Annotated in this window: 18 protein-coding genes; 13 read left to right on the top strand and 5 right to left on the bottom strand. The window is 61.3% G+C overall.

Translation table 11 applies throughout. From position 1 onward, the window contains the following. Positions 1-191 precede the first annotated feature (191 nt). Entirely contained in the window at positions 192-1,112 is a 921-nt protein-coding gene (locus tag AC1DZE_RS11475; protein ID WP_477669993.1) for a LysR family transcriptional regulator, read from the bottom strand. Between the two features lie 107 nt (positions 1,113-1,219). Here AC1DZE_RS11475 and AC1DZE_RS11470 point away from each other — a divergent pair, with 107 nt between their 5' ends. Continuing rightward, entirely contained in the window at positions 1,220-1,618 is a 399-nt protein-coding gene (locus AC1DZE_RS11470) for a tautomerase family protein (RefSeq protein WP_477667405.1), read from the top strand. A gap of 11 nt (positions 1,619-1,629) precedes the next feature. Continuing rightward, positions 1,630-2,082, top strand: a complete 453-nt coding sequence (locus tag AC1DZE_RS11465) for a cupin domain-containing protein (protein ID WP_477672784.1) — start codon at positions 1,630-1,632, stop codon at positions 2,080-2,082. 146 nt (positions 2,083-2,228) lie between these two features. On the opposite strand, the gene AC1DZE_RS11460 is transcribed toward AC1DZE_RS11465, so the two are convergent. Continuing rightward, positions 2,229-3,230 (bottom strand): AraC family transcriptional regulator, encoded by a 1,002-nt coding sequence (locus AC1DZE_RS11460; protein WP_477672785.1) that lies wholly within the window; start codon positions 3,228-3,230, stop codon positions 2,229-2,231. 78 nt (positions 3,231-3,308) lie between these two features. Between AC1DZE_RS11460 and AC1DZE_RS11455 the strand changes: the two genes are divergently transcribed. Together AC1DZE_RS11455 and AC1DZE_RS11450 are read left to right on the top strand one after the other, a co-directional pair. Beyond that, positions 3,309-4,556 (top strand): MFS transporter, encoded by a 1,248-nt coding sequence (locus tag AC1DZE_RS11455; RefSeq protein WP_477669990.1) that lies wholly within the window; start codon positions 3,309-3,311, stop codon positions 4,554-4,556. After that, a complete protein-coding gene (locus tag AC1DZE_RS11450; RefSeq protein ID WP_477700045.1) occupies positions 4,553-5,593 on the top strand; it encodes an NADP-dependent oxidoreductase in 1,041 nt (346 codons plus the stop codon). Before AC1DZE_RS11455 ends, AC1DZE_RS11450 begins: the two co-directional genes overlap by 4 nt. A gap of 145 nt (positions 5,594-5,738) precedes the next feature. Here AC1DZE_RS11450 and AC1DZE_RS11445 read toward each other — a convergent pair whose 3' ends face one another. The 3 genes from AC1DZE_RS11445 to AC1DZE_RS11435 all read right to left on the bottom strand — a co-directional run bounded on the left by AC1DZE_RS11445 (position 5,739) and on the right by AC1DZE_RS11435 (position 7,234). Then, entirely contained in the window at positions 5,739-6,563 is an 825-nt protein-coding gene (locus tag AC1DZE_RS11445; protein ID WP_477669988.1) for a sugar phosphate isomerase/epimerase family protein, read from the bottom strand. Between the two features lie 16 nt (positions 6,564-6,579). Then, positions 6,580-6,831, bottom strand: a complete 252-nt coding sequence (locus AC1DZE_RS11440) for a hypothetical protein (protein WP_477669987.1) — start codon at positions 6,829-6,831, stop codon at positions 6,580-6,582. Between the two features lie 136 nt (positions 6,832-6,967). After that, on the bottom strand, positions 6,968-7,234 hold the full coding sequence (locus tag AC1DZE_RS11435; RefSeq protein ID WP_477671736.1) for a hypothetical protein: 267 nt from the start codon (positions 7,232-7,234) through the stop codon (positions 6,968-6,970). A gap of 138 nt (positions 7,235-7,372) precedes the next feature. On the opposite strand from AC1DZE_RS11435, the gene tssC reads away from it, so the two are divergent. From tssC to AC1DZE_RS11390, 9 genes are all read left to right on the top strand, one after another. Then, positions 7,373-10,048, top strand: a complete 2,676-nt coding sequence (tssC, locus tag AC1DZE_RS11430; RefSeq protein ID WP_477671737.1) for a type VI secretion system contractile sheath large subunit — start codon at positions 7,373-7,375, stop codon at positions 10,046-10,048. 43 nt (positions 10,049-10,091) lie between these two features. Continuing rightward, positions 10,092-10,664 (top strand): Hcp family type VI secretion system effector, encoded by a 573-nt coding sequence (locus AC1DZE_RS11425; RefSeq protein ID WP_348049164.1) that lies wholly within the window; start codon positions 10,092-10,094, stop codon positions 10,662-10,664. Between the two features lie 90 nt (positions 10,665-10,754). After that, positions 10,755-11,138, top strand: coding sequence for a GPW/gp25 family protein (locus tag AC1DZE_RS11420; RefSeq protein ID WP_477669984.1), 384 nt, complete (start codon positions 10,755-10,757; stop codon positions 11,136-11,138). A 13-nt stretch (positions 11,139-11,151) separates the two neighbouring features. Further along, positions 11,152-12,963, top strand: a complete 1,812-nt coding sequence (gene tssF, locus AC1DZE_RS11415) for a type VI secretion system baseplate subunit TssF (RefSeq protein WP_477700044.1) — start codon at positions 11,152-11,154, stop codon at positions 12,961-12,963. After that, on the top strand, positions 12,927-14,123 hold the full coding sequence (gene tssG, locus AC1DZE_RS11410; RefSeq protein WP_477671739.1) for a type VI secretion system baseplate subunit TssG: 1,197 nt from the start codon (positions 12,927-12,929) through the stop codon (positions 14,121-14,123). Before tssF ends, tssG begins: the two co-directional genes overlap by 37 nt. Then, positions 14,120-16,762: a contractile injection system protein, VgrG/Pvc8 family gene (locus tag AC1DZE_RS11405; protein WP_477700043.1), complete on the top strand. Its 2,643-nt coding sequence runs from the start codon at positions 14,120-14,122 to the stop codon at positions 16,760-16,762. Before tssG ends, AC1DZE_RS11405 begins: the two co-directional genes overlap by 4 nt. Positions 16,763-16,768: 6 nt before the next feature. After that, a complete protein-coding gene (locus AC1DZE_RS11400; protein WP_477671741.1) occupies positions 16,769-19,390 on the top strand; it encodes a DUF2169 family type VI secretion system accessory protein in 2,622 nt (873 codons plus the stop codon). Then, the gene (locus AC1DZE_RS11395) at positions 19,387-20,481 is read left to right on the top strand and encodes a pentapeptide repeat-containing protein (RefSeq protein ID WP_477700042.1); all 1,095 of its coding nucleotides are present in this window, start codon (positions 19,387-19,389) and stop codon (positions 20,479-20,481) included. Before AC1DZE_RS11400 ends, AC1DZE_RS11395 begins: the two co-directional genes overlap by 4 nt. Then, a complete protein-coding gene (locus tag AC1DZE_RS11390) occupies positions 20,478-21,056 on the top strand; it encodes a DUF3540 domain-containing protein (protein WP_477671743.1) in 579 nt (192 codons plus the stop codon). Before AC1DZE_RS11395 ends, AC1DZE_RS11390 begins: the two co-directional genes overlap by 4 nt. Positions 21,057-21,059: the final 3 nt, after the last annotated feature.

Here is a 21,059-nt window from a genome sequence, read left to right as displayed (position 1 = left end):
GGATGATTGGCTCACGGGTTTTCCGGACTTGATGTAGAGCTCGACCGCTCGAATCCTGTCTTGGCACGGATACGTGAACTACCTCCTGATAGTCCAATTTTTGTCTGCATCCCCTCTTGGGCAGGTTATGAGGAATCAAAACAAACCTTAAGCGCAGCATTCCAGGTGCTGGAGTTCAAGGCCGGTTTCCGCTAGGTGCAAGTCATGGCCCACTGCCGGCGGGCGGCCGCCTGAAGGAAGTCGATCACAGCCCGTACGCGCGCCGCGTTACGCAGGTTGGGCAAGGACACTGCGAACATCGTGTGGGTAATACCGGAAGCGTAAGGCGACAAGACCTCCTTCAAAAGGCCCTTGGCCACGTCCCCCGCCGCCAATGGAACCGACAGCATGCCGATGCCCGCCCCGGCCACCAGGGCGTGATGCACCAGGGCCGTGGTATTCATGGCGAGCTGTGACCTGACAGTGGCTTCGACCTTCCGTCCGGCCTTGCGGAACGCCCATGTCACAACGGGCCCCTGCGCGGTATGGGTTACCGTCTGATGCCTGCCCAACTCATCCGGGCCGGCGGGTTCTCCATGTTGGCGCAAATATTCAGGCGAGGCGTACAGGCGGCGTTCAAAGGAGCCAAGGGCACGGGCGACCACAGCCTCGCTATTGCCTACTGTGGTGCGCAGGGCCACATCGATCCCGTCCGTCACGAGATCGGCAACCCGGTCATCGGCCACCACCTCGATGCGCAACTCCGGGTATCGCGCGCGCAGCGCGCCCAGCTGCGGCACAACCAGTTCCTCGCAAATCTCCTGGCTTGAGGCCAGTCGCAGCGCGCCGGCCACGCGATTTCGCTGTTTCGACACCGCGGCAGAGATGTCCTCCATCCGCGCCAGCAGTTCACGTGCTTCCTGCGCCAACTCAAAGCCTTCGGCGGTTGCTGACAGCCCATGCGTGGACCGGCGCAACAAAGTGACCCCGTACCCCGTTTCAAGGCGGTTGACTCCTCGGGTAACGACAGAGACTGCCACGTCCAACTCCCGGGCGGCCGCAGAGAACGAATTGAGGTCGAGTGAGCGAACCAGCCACCGCAAGTCCGCAGGGTCCGGCAGGAAGTGTTTCATCGGGGTTGCCTTTGCGTTTCGAGCAAAACCGATTATGCGGGATGGAGGTTTCCGGCTGTAGTGGCTCGCCCTAAAGTGGCGGCACCAACCCAAAAAAGGAAACAACCATGCCTATCCTCAATGTCAAGATCTCGGCGAACCGTACGCCAGAACTCTCGCAACTCGTCACCGACACGCTGCTGGACCTTTCCAGCCGCTTGCTCGGAAAACGACGTGATCTCACCGCAGTGGTGATCGACTATGTCGATCCGCGCGACTGGTTTGTCGCCGGGAAATCGCTGGCCGAACTGAAGATGACCAGCTTCTACTTCGACATCAAGGTGGTGGACGAAACCAACACCAAGGCCGAAAAGGCCCGGTTTGTCGCCGAATCATTCGAAGCGTTCGGGCGCATCCTGGGAGACCTGCACCCAGAAAGCTACGTGTACGTGCAAGACGTGCGCGGCAGCGCGTACGGCTATGGCGGCCGCACCCAGGAATACCGCCATCAACATCCAGACCAATGAGAGGCAGAGCCATGGAACTAGCAAACACTATCGTCGCCGCGGCCATGCGCCGGGCCGGACTCAGCACCTGGATCCCGGAAGGGGAAGGGAAATGGTCACTTCCGATCCAGTTCCTGCCAGATGGTTCAGGCTGGGTCGAATTGATGCGGCTCAAGCCGGGCACACGGCTGGGTTTACACCGGCACACTGGCGAGGTTCACGCCCTGACCTTGGTTGGCGAGCGTCGCCTGAACGACGGTCGCATGGTGGGCGTCGGGGACTACATTCACGAGCCTGCCGGCAATGTGGACTGGTGGGAAGCTGTAGGGGACGAGGATCTGCTGGTGCACGTCGTCGTCAAGGGCAGTGTCGAATACCTCGGAGCGCACCACAGCGTACTGCAGCAAATAACCGCCGCCGACCGGATCTCGGACTACCACCGGCATTGCGCGGCAGTCGGTGTGCAGCCTCGCGCACTGGATTAGCTGGGCGATTCACGAATTGCCGATAGTCATGCCCTGCTTCACTGGGCCTTGCCAGCGCTCATTGCACTGTGCGCCGGGCGTATTGCAAATGTGCACCAAAGCCCAACTGAGAAGTTCCAGCGCCACAGCACCACAACACGCCTTGGTCACATGGAACTGCGGGCCTTGCTGGGTGGGTGGCCGATAACTCGCTTGAACGCCCGGCTGAACGAGGCCTCCGAGTCGTAACCCAGCCGGTCAGCGGCCACTGTGACACGCATGCCGTCCTGCATGATCCAGCTGCGGGCCTGGAACATGCGAATGCGGGCCACGTACCTGGCCGGGCTCTCGCCCACCGAATCCTTGAATGCCTGGGCAAAACGTGATCGCGATGCACCCATGATGTTCGCCATCTCCGGCACGCTCCAGTCCTGCTCCGGCGTCGCGTGAATGGCGGCAAGCACCTTGCCCACGCCGGGCGAGCGCAGCGCTGCGATCCAGCCCGTCGAGTTGCTGCAAGCGCATTCCACCCAGGCACGGATGATGCTCGCGGCGAGCACATCGGCCATGCGGGCCAGGATGCCGCAGGCGCCGATGCGGTTGAGCGAGGCTTCACGCTCCATCGCGTCGAGCAGCATGGGTACACCCGGGTCGCGTTGGGCCAGGTCGCCGGCGCGTATCACCTCTGGCATCATGGCCAGCAATGGGTGCAGAGGGTCAAGGTTGAACTTCATGGTGCCGCAGAACATGACGTGGGATGGCGTCTGCGCTGCGGGGGCTCCATCCCGCAACAAATAGATGTCGTCTGCGACCCGCTCGCGATCGAAAGTCGCGAGATCCACCGGCGGCACTTCTGGTGAGCTGGCCACGGTGTGGGCGGTGCTGCGGGGCAGCAGCACTGCGTCACCGGCCTTCAGTTCCATCCACCCGGACCGCTGCGTATGCATCCAGCAATCTCCGCTGGCGACGAAATGAAAACGTGCGGCAGCTTGCGCGGCAAAGGAAATCGCCCACGGCGCGTGCATCAGGCAGCGGCCGTACTCAACGCCGTCCAGGCGCAGGCCCAGCAGGACTTTGGTGAGGGGGTCGGGGCCTGCGGCAGGAAGACCCCCGCCTTCGTGAGGAGGCTGAATGACAGGCGTGAAAGTTCTGGAGGAATCGTCAAGCATTTCGGCTCTTTCGCCATGGAAAGGTGTCGATGCTAGGCCTAAGCTGGCAACCCTATCCTCAACAAGGCTTCACATTTCATGTCATCTACTTCCTGTTCTGCCTGTCTCGATCCACTGGCCGCTGGCGCGACCCCTGGCAACGATTCACCTGGCGAAGCCGCCGCCCTCTGGGCGGCGGTTGCTTCACTTTCCCTTGGCGTGTTCGGCCTGGTCACTGCGGAATTCTTGCCGGCCAGCCTGCTGACCGCCATGGCGGCTGACCTGCACGTCACGGCAGGCGCTGCGGGCCAGGCTGTCACGGCCACCGCGCTTGTCGGTGCGGTGGCCGCGCCAACCATCCCCTTGCTGACGGCGCGCTTCGATCGGAAGCGGGTGTTGCTGACGCTCACAGCCCTTCTGTTTGTATCCAACCTGTTGGCGGCGACGGCTGCCTCGCTCGCGGTGCTATTGGTCGCGCGCGTGGTGCTCGGTATTGCGCTCGGTGGATTCTGGTCCATGGCGGCGGCACTGGCCATGCGCCTGGTGCCGGAGCGGCTTTTCCCGCGCGCGATGTCGCTCGTGTTGACGGGCGTGTCCATTGCCACCGTCTGCGCTGCGCCCGTTGGCGCATGGATGGGAAATGTGTGGGGATGGCGTAGCGCTTTTGTCGCGGCAGGTGCTGTCGGCTTGCTGGCTTTCGCTGTGCAGCTGGTCGCGTTGCCGGCACTGCCGCCGCGTGACAAAGCCAGCTTGAAAGGCCTGCGCGATCTGCTCACGCGGGGACCGGTACGAATTGCGCTGCTGGCCGTGTTGCTCGTGATATCCGGCCACTTCGCGGGCTTCACCTACATCCGGCCCGTGCTTGAAGACGTGACCAAGCTGTCGGTGTCGGCGATTTCCGCTGTGCTGCTGGGCTATGGCATCGGCGGTTTCTTCGGGAACTTTGCAGGGGGGTGGCTGGCGGGGCGCAGTGAGCGATACGCGATCGTCGCAGGCAGCGGGATGATCGCCTTGCTTGCGGCTGCGCTGCTCATTGGCGGCAGCTCCACCGTGGTCACCGCTGTGGCGGTGACGCTGTGGGGGTTCGCATTCGGCGCGTTTCCGGTCGGCTTTCAGACCTGGATCGTGCGCGCCGCACCCGACCAGGCAGAGGCCGCGGGCGGCTTGCTGGTGGCAGCGTTCCAGATCGCCATCGCCACGGGCGCCATCGCGGGCGGCCTCATCGTTGACTGGACTGGAGCGCTCGGCGCCCCTGCATTTGCCATGGTGGCTGTAGCCCTGGGCGGCCTGCTGGCATGGCAGCACGGCCCGGGCCCCGCAGCGACCGATGCACGGAGGCAGTCATGACAAAGTCAAGACCAGACCCCAGCATCAATCGGCGCATTACCTTGGCGGCGCACCCGCGCGGCCTGCCCGTTGCGTCTGACTTCAATCTTGTGACCGAGCCTGTGCCGCACGTGGGCGAAAGCCAGGTGCTCTTGCAAACGCAGTTCCTTTCGCTGGACCCGTACATGCGCAACCTGATGGACAAAGTCGGCCCGGGGTACGCGCCTCCTGTTCCGCTAGGCGGCACCATGCCGGGCGGCACAGTCAGCCGTGTCGTCGAATCCAGGCATCCCAAATATCGCGTTGGTGATCTCGTGCTCGCCAACGCTGGCTGGCAGGACTACGCTCTGAGCGATGGGACCGACCTGCAGTTGATGGATGACATGGCCCGACCATCCCTCGCGCTTGGCGCGCTCGGAATGCCGGGTTTTACAGCGCATGTCGGTCTGCTGGACATCGGCCAGCCAAAGGTTGGTGAAACTGTTGTGGTTGCAGCGGCGACCGGTGCGGTTGGCGCCATGGTCGGCCAGATCGCGAAACTCAAGGGCGCCCGCGTGGTAGGCATCGCCGGAGGTGCCGAAAAGTGCCGCCAGGCGGTCGACGATCTGGGCTTTGATGCCTGCGTCGACAGGCGCGGGCCATTGTTTGGGGAACAGCTTGCTGCCGCATGCCCGGCGGGCATTGACGTGTACTTTGAAAACGTCGGCGGTGACGTATTGTCGGCAGTCCTTCCGCTCCTCAATCTTGGCGCCCGTATGCCTGTGTGCGGTTTTGTCGCACATTACAACGACTCTGCAGGCTCAATCGGCCCCAACCAACTGCCGCAGTTCCTGGCCGCCATTTTGCAAAAGCGGGTGCGGGTGCAGGGGTTCATCATTCTTGACCACTATGGCGCGCGCTTTGACGTGTTCCGCAGTGAAATGGGCGAATGGGTCAACAGTGGGCAGGTCAAGGCATCGGAGCACGTTGTAGATGGCCTGCTGAATGCGCCCGCCGCCCTGTCAGACCTGCTGCAGGGCCGGCACTCCGGCAAGGTCGTCGTACGCCTGGTGGCGTAGCTGGCATAGGTACGGCGTCCGGTGCTTGGCTTGGGCTCTTGCAAGGGGGACTTTATTCATGGCAATCAGCGCCGGGTTGCGATGAATAAAGTCCGCCGATCGAAGCTGCGCATCCCCTTGGAAACCTTGCGATATCTGGGCATGTTTACGACTCCAGTGCTTCGAGTTGCGCTAGCACGCGCCGTGTGGCGGCAAGGGCGCGGCGTGCGCGATCGGTGGCGCTGACGGTGAGTGCCAGCGTGTGCGTTGGCACTTCGAGGCTGAGCGGGATGTTGCGCGGCGCAGCACGCAGAAGACCGAGGAGGTCCACTTCGCCATCGCCAGGAAACAGGCGCTCGGAGCGGGCCTCGGCGAGGATCGCGTCCATCGTCGGCGGGATGGCTGCGGGCACATCGCAAAACTGCATGAAGCGCATGCGCGACGGCGGGATTTCGGCAATGTCCTTGATGCGGCTGCGCGAGCGGCTCAGATGGAAAGGGTCGATCAGCACACCCGCGTTGTTGCGGCCGGTGCGCTCAACGATGCGCGCGGCCTGGGTCAAATCCTTCGCATCGGTCCAGGGCATGAATTCCAGGGCGGCTGCCAGCCCGTAGCTGTCGGCGAGGTCGCAGAATGCGGCGAAGGTATCGGTGAGCCGGGCTTCGTCTGGATCGTTTCCGGCCACAAGCAAATCGCTCGCACCGAGCCGGGCGGCGGTGGCAATCGCGGCTTCGTAGTCGCCGACCAGGGTATCGGGCTTGATGCGAAAGATTTCGACATCAAGCACCTTGATGCCGGTGTCCGCCAGGCGATGCTCGACTTCGCGCAGCATCTGCGTGTCTCCCACGATGTCGTACTGCGGCTCGGTCGGCGTTGCCGGCAGCAAGCGGATGCCGACATGGCTGAAGCCGGCATCAAAGGCGCAGGTCACCATTTCAGGCGGCGTCAATTCCAGCACGGTCAGGGCGGCGAGTGAAATGGGTCGGGTCATATTCCTGGCTCCGGGCTCACGTCGATGAGGGCAACTGAGACTCCTTCTTCATCATCCAGAGTTCCTGAGTGTCCAGCGCGACACGTTCTACCACTCCGTCGCTCTCGAGTCTTTCCAGCGCCTCCAGTGTTGTAGCTTCCGGAGGGACGGGCTCTTCCCATTCGATCCAGAAAGAGTGAATTCCCCTGGCCGTATCGACTGAGTGCGGGGCACTCTCGAGCTTTCTGCGGATACAGAGGACGGCGAAATCGACCAGTTGTTTGTTCATCAAGCAAGCTTGTTTTGTGGAGATGCCGCTGCGTGTCATTAAGCGTGCGCGTGCCAGGCACTACTGCATGCCGTGATGTCTTCGAAGCGCCTGTTCTGCAGTTTCTTCGCAACGGATGACTTCATTATTGTCCCGGTCAGCTCAAAACCAGCCATTTTCTTTGGAAACTAACTATTCGCAATAGTGGCATTCCATTCTTCGGAAAGTTTCCGCGGTTTTCAAAGTGGCGGGACATATCTGCACCAAGGCATGGATATTTTTGTCCTGCCGGTTTCACCGGCACAGACAGATGTCGAGGGCATTCGACCGGCACGCTTTGCCGGTATGCGATGCCTTCGCTCAACTGAAAAAAGAGCAGTGCAAATAAGTCCTCCTCACCTTCAGAGGTGAAAAAAATACTCATACGAATCAATGCGTTAGGAGATTTTTAAGGTTGGCATGCCGCTTGCGAAAACAGTGCGGGAGAAATTCCGCCCGCGGCCCTCGTGGCTTGGCGAGCGTTTCTGCAAGTGCGTGCGGTATTGACTATGAGAGGCTAAAAATGGCTGAAAGTGTTCAAAAATGGCTGGAGCGTAATCGTCCACCCCGGGTGAAGATCACCTACGAGGTGGAGACTGGCGGCGCCATCGAAAAGCAGGAGCTCCCCTTCATTGTTGGAGTGTTTGCTGACCTGGCCGGCGATCGCGATCCCGACGTGGAATTTCCGCCGTACAAGCAACGGCAGATGGTGCCTATTGACCGGGACCTCTTCAACGACGTCATGAAGACGCAGTTGCCGCGTGTGGCTCTGGGCCACGTTCCGCGTATCCCGTCACCACCCGGTGCAATGCAGATCGGAGCCGTCGAATCGGCCAATCTGTCCGGCGACATTACTTTCAGTTCGCTGGATGCGTTCGACCCGATCGCCGTCGTGCGCGCCATTCCTGACCTCAACAAGCTCTATCGGGTACGCAGCAACATCCGCATGCTGCAGTCGCGGGCGGAGTCGAGCGACCGGCTCAATGACCAGCTGAATCTGTTGATCGCCAAAACGCCGGACGGCCAGGCCAGGCGCGCACAACTTCAGGTGCTGGCCGGGCCTGACTACCGCAACAGCGTCGTCAAAGCAGACATGGACAAGGCGCCTGGCGAACTCAAAAAGGCCACATCTTCTTTGTACGACCTGGCCATGGTGATGGGCAAGGCCGATCAGGCGCCCAAGCTCAAGGCTGCCACCGACTGGGGATATGAGACCGTCAACGGCGTGGGCGCGGACGGCAAGCCGGTGGTTGACGCCGATGCAACCCTGGCGCCGCTGCGCAGGCTGCTGGGGGTGTTTTCGACCCCGGACACGCCGGAGAACCTGCAGACAGTGTCAGCCCAGCTGCAGCAACTTACGCAGTGGGATGCCGGCCTGTCTTCCAAAATCCAGCTGGAACGCAATGCGATTGCCAGCAATCTCGGCGCCGACCCCACTGCGACCGCGACGCAGACCAAGCTCGCTGCGGACGCCACAGCGCTATTGGCAGCGCTCGCACCCAAAGACGGTCAGATCGATGCCGACGCAAAAAGGGCTGCTCTGGCTGTGCTCGGCATGCAGCAGACCGACGACAGCGATTCGATCGCGATGCCGACCGACGCCGCACAAGTGCGCACAGTGGCCGAGCAGAAGCATGACGCGGTCAATCGCAGGGTGGCCAACAATATGCTGCTGGTTCTCAGCGGCGCTACCGACACGCCTGACCCGAAGACAAAGCCGGTGCCTCCGACAAAAAAACAAGCCAGGCAGAACATTGATGCGGTCTTCGCTCTCATGGATGCGGCTGGCCTGAAAACCGACGAGGACAGGCAGAAATTCCTTGGCCCGATCGGTTTCTTTGCGACGGATGTGCTGGCGCGGCTCGATACTCCAGGTTCCACCTATGCGCCGGTGGCCGCGATAACTGCGATTGACTCGCACATCTCCGACATCGACGGCTGGTTGAGCAGGCAATTGAGCGTGATCATGCATGCGCCGAAGTTCCAGGAGGTCGAAGCGACCTGGCGCGGCCTGCACTATTTCGTGTCAAACACCGAAACCGGCAAGATGCTCAAGCTCAGTGTCTTCAACGCCACCAGGGACGAGCTGCTGGACGACATGGAGAAGGCGGTCGACAAAGACCAAAGCAAACTCTTCAAGATGATCTATGAAGACCAGTACGGCACTTTCGGTGGCCTGCCCTACAGTCTTCTGATTGGCGGCTACGAGGTGGGGCGCAGCGCCAAGGATATCGAATTCCTGCGCAAGATCGCGGAAGTCGCGGCCTCCGCCCATGCGCCATACATCACCGCAGCCTCAGCGTCGCTATTCGGACTCGACAGCTTTCGCGACCTCGCCAAGCCCCGTGACCTGGAAAAAATCTTTGAAAGCATTGAGCTGGCCGGCTGGCAGGAATTTCGCGAAAGCGAGGATTCCCGCTATGTGACGCTGGTGATGCCGCATGTGCTGCTGCGCCTGCCTTACGGCAAGAACAGCTGGCCGGTTGACGGCATGGACTTCGAGGAGACTGTCGGGCCTTCCAGCAGTTCACCCGATAGCGGCAGTTTCCTTTGGGGCAATGCGGCCTACATGCTGGCGCAGCGCGTGACCAACGCGTTCTCCAAGTACAACTGGACGGCAGCGATACGCGGAGTTGAAGGTGGTGGACTGGTTGAGGACCTGCCGACCTACAGCTACCGCACCGATTCCGGGGCCGAGGAGCTGTTTTGTCCAACTGAAGTGTCCATCACCGACCGGCGCGAAAAGGAGCTCAACGATCTGGGCTTCATCTCGTTATGCCATTGCAAGGGCAAGGGGCAGGCTGCATTTTTTGGCGGGCAGACCAGCAACCAGCCGAAGAAGTATTTTTCCGACAGCGCCAATGCCAACGCACAGATTTCCGCGCTGCTGCCCTACATGCTCGCGGCCTCGCGCTTCGCGCATTACATCAAGGTCATCATGCGCGCCAAGATAGGCAGCTTCCTGACGCGGGGCAATGTAGAGGCCTACCTCAACACCTGGATATCGAACTATGTGTTGCTCGATGAGAACGCCTCTCAGGACGCAAAGGCGAGTTTTCCCCTGAGCCAGGCGAACGTGATCGTGAAGGATGTGCCAGGCGCCGTGGGTTCCTACAACGCGGTCGTCTTCCTCAGGCCGCACTTCCAGCTTGAGGAGTTGACAACCTCGATCCGCCTTGTGGCGAATCTTCCGAAGTGACGCGTTCTCTTCCCACCCAATATAGACCAACGAAAGACAAGCCATGGATCTGATACTGCTACAACCCGGCGACACTTCCGTGTTCCCCACAACAAGCAATGACTGGGCCACGGGCGGCAGCCTGATTTCGACCGGCGCCGACTGGACCGCCAACGAGGAACTTAAGCTCGGCCAATGCATCGAACTGGTGTCAGTGCACCAGGGTATGAAGCAGCAGGTGACGACGGACGTCAGCAATTCGGCGCGCACCTCTGGCAGGCCGGTGATCACGGAGTTCACCTGCGTCAAATATGTCGACAAGACTTCGGTCAAGCTCTACGACTTCTGTTTGCGCGCGAAGTCGCTGGGCGACAAGGCCAAGCCCTCGTACATCTACATCCTGCGAAACTCGGGCGACAAGGTCGGCAACATCATTACCTTCATGCTGCGCGACGCGCTTATCAGCGAAATTCAATTCCAGTCACATCCTGACGACATGCCGACCGAGCAGTTCAAGCTTAACTTCACCGAGATCGTCTGGACCTACGCCGTGCAGACACCGGACATGCAGGTCAAGGGGAACGTCACTGCCGGCTGGAGCCTGGCGCAGAACAGGCCTTTGACGGCGTTCACTTGAGCCTCGTTGCGGCCCTGCGGGCGCCGTGGATTTTCGTTGTTTTTGAGATGGCGTACCGTTATTGCGGCGCGCCAGCCCAAGGGGATAAACATGCAGTTCTTGCTTGAGCGCCTGGAGTTTGCAGGTGCGGCGCCGGCGCAAAGCGGCCAGAGCTTCAATCTGCGCGATGCCGTGCGGCTGCAGATTCAGCGTCTGGTTAGCTCGCACGTCTGGGCCGGTTCGACCGGTCTGGAACTCATGCGCGTCGGCCTGCCTTCCCTGACCGGCGCCGGTTATGCCCAGAAAGATGACGTACAGCGTTATTCGCTGGGCATCCGCGACATGATCGTGCGTCACGAACCTCGGCTGACGGGCGTACGTGTGACCGTTGAGGAAACGCGCAGTTCCGTCATGCCTTTTCAGGTAGTCGTCACCGGCAAGCTCGCCGACCAGCCGCTGACAGAGACCTTCAGCTTCGGGTTGCCGCGCCGCTAGGCGCTTCCAGGCCATGCAAGTCTACGGAACTCAACTCAAGGACTACTACCAGCGCGAACTGGCAGGGCTGCGCAACGACGCCGCTGCATTTGCGCAGGCCTATCCGACAGAGGCGCAGGCACTCAAACTCGATCGCACCGGTTCGCACGATCCTCACGTGGAAATGCTGCTGCAGTCCTTTGCTTTCCTGACCGGTCGGGTGCAATATGAGTCCGAAGTCAGCAAGGCGCTGATCCCGAACGTACTCCTCGGTTACCTTTACCCGCACCTGGCGGCGCCTGTGCCGTCCATGTTGATTGCCCAGGTCCGCGTCAAGCCGGACGACGCGGCCGGCGCGGTTCTGGAGCGCGGGCGGCAGGCCAGTGTGACGGCTGAGGACGGCCGGGGCCGGAAAAGCGTCTGCCGCTTTACGACAACCTGCGACTTGCCTTTGTTGCCGCTGGGCATTGTCGAGATTGAAATGTTGCAGGCGGGAGATTTCCCGGTCGGGTTGAGCGACGAACGTTGCTTGTCGGTGCTGCGTGTTCGGGTGCGCAGCCTGGGTATCGACCCGGTGAAGGCGCTCAAGAAAACCCGGTTGCGCTTTTACATCGACACCAGCCAAAAAGACGCCTGGTATTTGCAGGAGATGCTGGGCCTGCATCTGCACGCCGTTGACATCGCACAGATTGGTGGTGAGCCACTGCCAGGCGCAAACCAGAGCGCCGTCCACTGGCTCGGGTTTGAGGACGAAGAGGCCGCTCTCCCGGTCCGAAACAACATGCATCCCGGACACCGGCTTCTTCAGGAATATTTTTCCTTTCCGGAAAAATTCATGTTTTTCGAAACCGACGAGTTTGACCTAGCTCCGTTTGAGAATGGTTTTGACTTGTTGTTCCAGTTTGACGTGGCTTCCCATAAGGATCGCCAGCTCTCGTCACGTTCGCTCAAGCTCAACTGCGTGCCCATGGTGAACCTCTATCGTCAGCGCATGGAGCCTCTGGCGCTTGACCACACGCAGTACGAATACCAGCTAACCGCAGACGTGCAGAACCGCCAAAACTGCGAGATCTACAGCATTGAGGAGCTGGTTTCCATTAGCGCCGACGGCAGCCAACGCAAGCTGGTGCCGTACTTCGAACTTGGGAACGCGAAGACGCGCGGCACCGATGACTATTTTTATGTCATGCGGCGCGAGGAAAACCAGCTTGGCGGCATTGCCGGTACCGAGGTGTTCATATCTTTTCTTGATGTCCGGCAGCAGATGGCACTGCCGCCGGCAGAAGTTGTTGGCGGGCGGGCGCTTTGCACCAATCGCAAGCTGGCAGAACAACTGCTGGTCAAGCAACCTTTGCAGCTCGAAGGGGCGGGGCCGATCACGGTACTCGAAGTGATAAGCCGGCCCTCGCGTCACATCACCCCCGCGCTGATTGGGCGGCGTCCCTGGTCGCTGGTTTCCCAGCTCGGCATGAGCCACTTGTCGATGGCAGAGGGGCCGCAGGCGCTCGCTGCATTCAAAAGCATGCTGCGCGACCACATCGACCCTCTGCAGACACAGGCTTTCCGCAGCATTGAAGGAATTCAGGCGCTGCAATGTCGGCCCGGCATGCGCTACACGATACGCGATGGAGTGCGGGGCTATGTGCAATGCCTCTATATCACCCTTACGCTGAATCGAAAACAGTTCGAGTCGACCAGCATGCTGCTATTTGCGTCGGTGCTGCGCTATTTTCTTGCGCTCTACTCGACAGTCAACAACATGGTCTGCGTAAGCCTGGAAACCACTGACGAGAAAGGAGTACTCAAAAGATGGCCGCCAATGGTTGGGGCCCAGATCGTTCTTTGAGCCGCCGGCTCGAGCAGCGTTTTGGGGAGTTCAATTTCCTGCAGATGATCCGTCTGTGGCTGCGCCAGCCGGATGATCGTGCCGGCGGGTCGGGCCAGACCGTGCGTTTCGAGGCTGATCTTGATGCGGGCTTTCCCGCGCGCGCGGCGAGCGCCGTGCGCGTGCAGGCCATTGCATCCGGGTCGTCTGCGGTTCCGGCGTTGATCGAAGCTGAAGGCGATCTGCATGACCGGCCCCAAATGCTGGCAATCATCACCCCGGACTTCTGTGTTGGCAGTGCACTCGGTCCCTTGCCCGAACCTTTTCTCGAGTGGATGCGCGAGCTGGATCGTGCAGGAAAATCCGCGACGCGCGCATTTCTCGACATTTTCAATAACCGGCTAAATCTGCTGCGTTATGAAACTCGCGCCGGCTTTGAGCCTGGGCTGAACAACGAGCGGCCTGAGCGCAGCCAGCTTGCCGAATACCTTGGCGCGCTGATGGGGGTGGACAACGCCGAGCAGGCCGGGCAAATCCCGATGCCCCAGCGCCAGTGGCTCGGCATCGGGGATTTGCTGGCAAACGGCCGGCGGTCGGCAGCCGGGCTGGTTCAGGTGATCTCGGCGCAGCTTGGATTTCCAGTCAGGTTGCAGCCACTGGTGGGCGCATGGCGTGCAATCGATCCGGACGATCAGCACCGCCTGGGCCGCAGTGGTCACCGGCTTGGCGTTGACATGCTGCTTGGTCGCAGCACTTGGGATCAGCAGTCGCGCATCCGGCTGACCGCAGGCCCTGTCGCTTACTCCCAACTGGAGGCACTGCTGCCGCCGCTGAAAAAAAACACAGAACCAAAGCGTTCGCTGCGTCAATGGCAACGCCTGCAACGCCAGGTCGATATAGGCAGTGAAGCACCTGCCGTGCACAGCTCGTATGAGGAACTGCAAGGCTTGCTACGGTTGATGCTTGACCGTCGCCACGATGCCGAGATCGAACTTTCGGTGCTTGCCGCAGAGGTGCCGCTGGCGCGGCTGGTATCGACTCAGGCCTCCGGTTTCTCCGGTATGCGTCTGGGCTTTAACGCATGGCTGAAGTCGCGGCCGACGGATGGCACCGCTGGCGTTTCGGGTGTTTGTGTTGCGCGCTTTCTGGTCCCCGCCTATGAGTCGGGAGCCATGACATGAACGACCGCGTAACTGGCATGACGACCGCGCTGGCTCTGCTGTCGCCGGCGCCGGTCGTCTACCTGCATGTCGCGCTGTTCCTGGAAACGGGCGTCATCCTGGGTGACGGTAGCTTTCGGCTGGTCAGTTTTAAAGGGCAGGAAAGCATTTCTGATCATTTTGAGTACGAACTGGAGTTGCACGGAAACTCGGACCCCGAGAGCGGCCTTGAGCTGGCCTTTGATGACCTGCTCGGGCGACCGGTCACTGTGGGGGTTCACTACCCTGTGTTGGATGGCCAGCAGCAGCCGACGCGCGAGGAAGCCAACGAGTGGTTTGACCAGGCCGTACACGGCCAGGACGAAGGCGTGCGGTTGTCCCTGTTCAATGGCATCGTCGCATCCTTCTCAATGGAACAGCCAGGCGTCTATCGCGCGACCATGCGGCCGGCACTTTGGAAGCTTACGCTCACGAACAACTACTGCATCCATCGCCAGCTGAATGTGCGTGATGCTATTGCGGGCGTCCTGCGCAAGCACAACATTGACTTTTCGGTCGCGGCGCTGGTTGGCTCAGGCAATCTGGCAGTCGCGAGGCAGCAGGACTGGCTGCAGGCCGGCGAAACCGACTATGAGTTCGTGCGGCGGCTCATGTCGAAAGCGCACATCTACTATTTCTACGTGACCACCGGCACCAGTCACACAGCGGTTTTCGCCAACCGGCCTGTTTATCCGGAGGCCCTGCCCGGAGGCAAGCCGCTACGCTACTGCGGCACCCAGGAAGATACTCTCGGCCTGGCTCAGCCCGACATGATCGGTGACTACCGGTTTCAGCAGAGCCTGGCCAGCAGCGCGGTGACCTCGGTGTTCACGCGCGAGGAGGCGGCTTGGGAATCGGACGCAGTGGCCGGGTTCCAGAGCTTCCATGCACAGACCAAGCCGGCACCTGGCGCCTTGCCATTCAACCAATACCAGATCTACCAATACGGCTGCAGCGACGTTGAGGTCGATCACTATGCCCATGCAACGCAGGACACCCTGGATACGGGTAGCCGGCAATTCAGTGGTTCGAGCTATTGTCCCTACCTGCATTGCGGCCACCGCTTCTCGGTGACGCAGGAAGTGCGTTCAGGGCAATGGCCGTTGCAGGTCAGACCTCAGCTGGAGGGAAGGAGCTTTGTCGCGACGCAGGTTCAGCATGAGGCAACACTCGACGGCAGCTACAGCAACAAGTTCCAGGCGACAGACGCCCAGGGGCTGGTCACGCCGTTCTCCATCCAGGAGACCCAGCAAGGCAGCGTACTCGCCAGTGTCGTCTCGGGTGGAAACCAGGGTGTTGCGCCGGTGGGTTGGCGCTATATGCAGAAGGATAACTTTGACCCGGAGACCAGCCGCATTGTCGACAGCGAGGGAATTTCTCCGGTGCTTGAGGCGCAGGGTGTCTATGTGCGGTTCTCGACAGGCCAGGACATCTTTTCACCGGACGGTGCCGACCCGGCGGAGCCGGTCTGGGTCAAACTGGCTGCGCACATGCAGACCGTGCCGGAGATCGGTGCGACGGTCATCATTACGCGCGCGCAGGATCAATCCGAGCTGCCTGAAATCCAGAGCATCATCCAGGCTAATGGCACCAAGGTCATCATGCCGTCAGGCTGGACGGCCAATACCAACGTTGGCAGCAGCTATTCGACGGCCTACGGCGACGGCAAGAGCATCCGTTTCGGCTTGCACTCCGATGCTGACCTGGACAACGCGGTTGCCATCGTTAGCCAGCAATACGACAGTGGAAAGTTCCGCGAATCATCGTATTCGCAGGGCGCGAGTTATGGCTATTCGACCTCCGAAGACGGCGCGAGCGGCCTGCTGAGCCAGTCAGATTCCTTCGGTTCGACCTACAGCACGCATAAGGGAGCGGAAAGCTGGAGCAGCACCGAGTTTGGTACGACCACCAACCACTCGATTGTGACCGGCGACGCCACCAACACCAGTACGAATCAGGGCACGATCAGTAACACGACGTCGCAAAACGTCGTGTTCAATACAACCACGACCGCGAGCCAAACCAGCGAGTCGTTCACGGTTAGCGGCGTCAACCTCGACGTAACCGGTCAGCACATCTCGACCTCGGCGGTCGGTATGGCTGTCAGCGCAAGCGCGACCGGAGTGCGGCTGTCGGGCTCGATGGAGGGAATGAGCAGCAGCAGCAGCATGGTCGGCCTCAGCGACAGTGACTCGGTTGTTGGCATGAGCATGCAGACCAGCGCAACCGGTTCAAGCAACAACGTTGCGGTGACGCTTGCTTCGGATCATGTCTCGATGACGCTGGTCGATACGGGCACCAATCTGGTTGGCGTCAGCAACAGCACCTCTCTGACCGGTGCCAGTACGGCGATGAACCTGGTTGGCGCTCACAACGAGGTCAGCCTGACCGGCCTGTCCAGCCGGGTCAGCCTCACGGGCCAGAGCAACAGTGTTTCAGTTCTGGGGTCGAGTACTGACATCTCGCTGTCGGGCGACACCACGGCGATCTCGATGAAAGGCGCATCAACCTCGATTGAAATGACCGGGGCCGGCATCCTGGTGCAACTCACCGCGTTGCAGGCGACGATGCAGATCACGGGCCTGAGCCTGACGATCACCGAGCTGAAGATCTATCTCTAGGCCGCCATGAAGATCATCAAGCCCTTGAGCCTAGGCCTGCTCTACAAGACATACCGGCAATCCGGCATAAACCGCCTGGTGGTGACGGCGCTGGGTTTTTTTCCGCTGGGTGAAGTCAGGCCGCAGCGCTTTCTCATGGAGGGCCCGCAATGGGCACGGGTACTGGCCGCATTGCCGCTGGGCCAGGCGCTGGACGAGGCGATGCCCAAGACCGGGGCCGAAGCCCTGGTGCTGGGTCGCGCTTGCGCGCCGGGAAACCGTCCGGTGAGGCGCATGGAAGCGCGGCTGCAAGTCGGTCCCATCGACAAGCGTCTGGCGGTTTTTGGCGACAGGCAATGGCGCTATGGCGTCTTGCCGCTCTTTGGCATCTCGCAGCCTGCGGAATTTGTACACATGCCGCTTGATTTCGCACATGCCTTCGGTGGTCCGGGCTACGAAGACAATCCGGTTGGCTGTGGCCATGACGGCAACCGGTTCGCCGCAATGGCCGGTGCGAACGAAGGGGTCATGCCGAACATCGAGTACGCCGCTCAGCCCGTTGAATGCCATGGGCGTCGCTATCCCCCTGCCGGACTTGGGCCCATGCCTGTCGATTGGGTGCCTCGCAAGCGCTATGCCGGTACTTACGATGAACGCTGGCTGCGCGAAGATTATCCCGGCTTGCCGCGAGATCTTGACTGGCGGCTTTATAACCAGGCTGCCGCCGACCAGCGCATCGCGAATCCTTTCGCGGGCGGCGAAGCCTACCTGTTACAGGGGATGCATCCGAAGATTGAGACCATCCGGGGCGCACTGCCTGAGCAGCGCGTCAAGGCTTTCGCGCTCAAAAAGGACGCTTCTCCCGCTTCGCTGGCTGAAATCGGGCTGCGTATGGACACGGTCTGGTTCCTCCCCGAGCAGCAACTCGGTATTGCGGCGTGGCGGGGCGAGATGCAGATCACTGACAGCGATGCACTGGACATTGGGGTATTGATGCTGGCTTACGAAGGCGCGACCGAGGCGCAGCGTACCTTGAACTATTACGCAGAAGTGCTCACGCTGCGCCTGGACCCCAAGACTGCACCGTTGCATGCGCTCAACGAGTCGCAGCTCGCGCCGCGGCTCGATCCGGTCGATCCCGCGCTGGCTGCCACCGAAGCCGAGGCGGCACTGAAAAAACGCCAGGACGTGCTTGACGAAGTGACGCGCGAATTTTGGCAGCAAAGCGGCATGACGCCGCCCGCAGGCTACGAGCCGCCAAAAGCCGGGCCGCCCCTGCTCCAGACACCGTCGGCGAAGGCCCTGGCCGATGGCGACATGGACTTGACCGGCCTGATGCACAGTGTGGAAAAGCTGGTGGCCAGTACCCGCGAAAACGCGGCCGCTCAGCAGGCAGCACTTACTCACCAGCTCGCAGAGCTACAGGTGCTGACGGGGCAGACGGATGTTCCCGTTGGGGAGCATGGAAATGCTCCGGAGTCCGGGCCGCTCTGGACGGAGGTGTTGCAGCGCGCCGATGGTACGGCGACGCGAGAGGCACTGGCGCCGCTTGCACTGGCCGCGACGCCATCCGAACATGCCGACCTCATGGCTGCCGCGCAACTCAACAACAAAGCCCGCCATGCGTCTCCCGTCCCGCTGTCGCCCGCGCAGGTGCTGTCGCCCGCTGTCGCGTCGCTGCTGGGGGCGCAGGTGCTGGCCTGGGCGAAGGCGGGAGAAAAGCTTGCCGGCCGCGACCTTGCCGGCGCGGACCTGCGCGGAGCCGTACTTGCGGGCCTTGACCTTGACGGATGCATGCTGGAGTACGCCGACCTCAGCGGTGCCGATCTGCGCGGCTGCAACCTGCGCCGCGCTGTACTGACGCAGGCGCGACTCAATGGCGCACTACTTGATGAGGCCAACCTTGATGAGGCCAATCTCTGCAGCAGCCATGCATGCAAAGCGAGTTTTCGCGGGGCGAGTCTTTGTTCGGCTCGTGCTTCCAGGGCGACATGGACGCAAGCTTGCGGCTCCGATTGCGACCTGTCAGCCGCTCAACTCGACGATGCAGATCTTTGCGGCGCAAACTTCGATCGCGCGACGCTGGACACAACAATTTTCAACCAGGCCAAACTGGCTGGAAGCAGCTGGTGCGGTGCCTCGTTCAACAAATGCGTTGCCTGGAAGCTGCAAGCCCGGGGGGCCGATTTTTCGGGTTCGCGATGGCAGAGAAGTGCACTGATCGGTTCCGACCTGTCGACCAGTCAATGGAGAGAGGCCCGGCTGGTGCAAGTCCAGGGGAATGACAGCGACTGGCGTGGCGCCGACCTGTCCGGATTGCGCGCTGAACGCGGAAGCTGGACGCAAAGCCAGTTGCAGGGTGCGCGGCTCGACGGCGCTTTCATTATGGCGTGCGACATGAGTCGGGCTGACCTTAGTGCCGCCAGCCTTGACGGTGCCTGCCTGCCGCGCACTCTCATGATGAAGGCTCAGCTGCCCGGTGCGAGTGCCGTGGGCACCGATTTCTACCAGGCGTTGTTGCGAAAGGCTGACTTTGGAAAAGCCGACCTGCGCGACGCCAGCCTGTATGAAGCCGAACTCACCGAGGTCTGCCTGGTTGATGCGGACACACGCGGTGTACGTCTGGATGCGCGCAGGAGGCTCGCATGAACAGGACTTACAGCCAGGCCTCCGCTCAGGATTGGGCCGAGATTCAGCGCCTGGTGCGGCTTGGCCGTCCGGTGCGTGGCCAGATGCTGGCCGGACTGGATGCAAGCGGTCACGATTTCACCGGTGCGGTTTTCAGCGGCTGCCAGCTGGCGGGTTCGCATTGGGCCGGTGCCCAGCTGGAGGGAGCGTCCTTTATTGATTGCGAACTCGGCGCGGCCGACTTTTGCGATGCCGGGTTGCGCCGCACCGCTTTTTGCCAGAGCCGCCTTGCCGGCAGCGATTGGCGTGGTACGGCCGGCACTATGCTGGCCTTCAGTCAGTGTGACCTCCGTCAAAGCCGTTGGGACGGTGCGCGCCTTGAGAAATCCATGTTGACGAAGTGCGATATCGGCGGCTCTTTCTGGATTGAGGCGCGCTTGCTGCGCAGCGCATTTGCAGATTGCCAGTGGGGCGGCAGCGACTGGCAGGGTGCCGAATTGCAGCAGGTAAGCCTGAACGAAGCACAACTGCAGGAAGCCAGGCTCGCCGGCATGCGTGCCAGCACCAGCCTGTTTATCAAAGCCAGCTTCGCCGGGCAGAAACTGGCCGGCGCCAGCTTGTTGCGCTGTACTTTGCAGGGTGTCGATTTTTCAGGTGCTGACCTGAGCCGCGCCAGCATCCGTGAATCGAATTGTGCCGAAGCCCGCTTCAGTGCAACACTGATGAACGGCATTGACGCGACACGCTGCCAGTTCGTAAAAGCGAAGTTTGACCGGGTAAATCTTGACGGCGCCCAACTCGAGGGTGCGGTATTGCAAAAAGCCCAACTCAACGGAGTTTCGCTGCGCGGAGCCGGACTGGTGAAAACGATCTGGGATCACAGCAGGCTTGACAGTGTCGTTTTCGCGGGATCGGACTTGCAGTTTGCCCAGTTCGCGCATGCGAATGGCCGGGCAATGGATTTCCGGTACTGCAAGCTCGACCGTACGAGTTTTCACTGTGCGGTCTGGACCGGTGCCGATTTCACCGGTGCCAACGTAGCCGCCGCCCTGGGCACCCAGGAGGCGCGCGCTGCCGCCGAAAAACGTTCACTTGAAATGGAAGCCGCATGAAACAGGCAACACAACAGCTTGACCTTCCCGCGCGCGCCGCAACCGTGCACGGCTGGGGAGAGGCGAGCATAGGCCGATCGCTCGGACAAGCGCAGTGGCGGCTGGCAGACGGCCGGCTTGCGTTGCAAGCGGTTTCCTGTCTGCTCACACCGCTGCCCGGTGATACGGTGGCCGTGCTGCAAAGTGCTTCGGGCTTGTTCGTGACCCATATTTTGCTGCGCCCACAGTCGGCCGCGGACACGCCGGGCGCAGGCCGTGCCGAGCTTTCCGTGCCGGGTGCAGAGCTTATGGCGATCACCCAACCAGCTTTTGAGTTGGCCTGCACCCGTCAAATCGCACTGCGTTGTCTTGGTGACGTCGAGCTGACGTCGGCCAGCGGCTCCGTCAGCGTCAATGCAAGGGATTTTCTGGCATCCGTCAGTGAGACCATGGTGCAGTCGGCACGCCATCTCGTAACGCGTGTCGAGCACGGGATCATGCAGGCCTCGGCGCTGCTGCGGCTCCATGGGCGGCAGGCATTGGTCACGGCCGAAGAAGACATCAAGCTCGATGCTGAACGCATCAGCCTGGGATGAACC

The sequence above is a fragment of the Polaromonas sp. P1_F1 genome (assembly GCF_056405795.1).
Note: the sequence above shows the minus strand (reverse complement) of the source record. Positions and strands in the feature narration are given on the sequence as shown.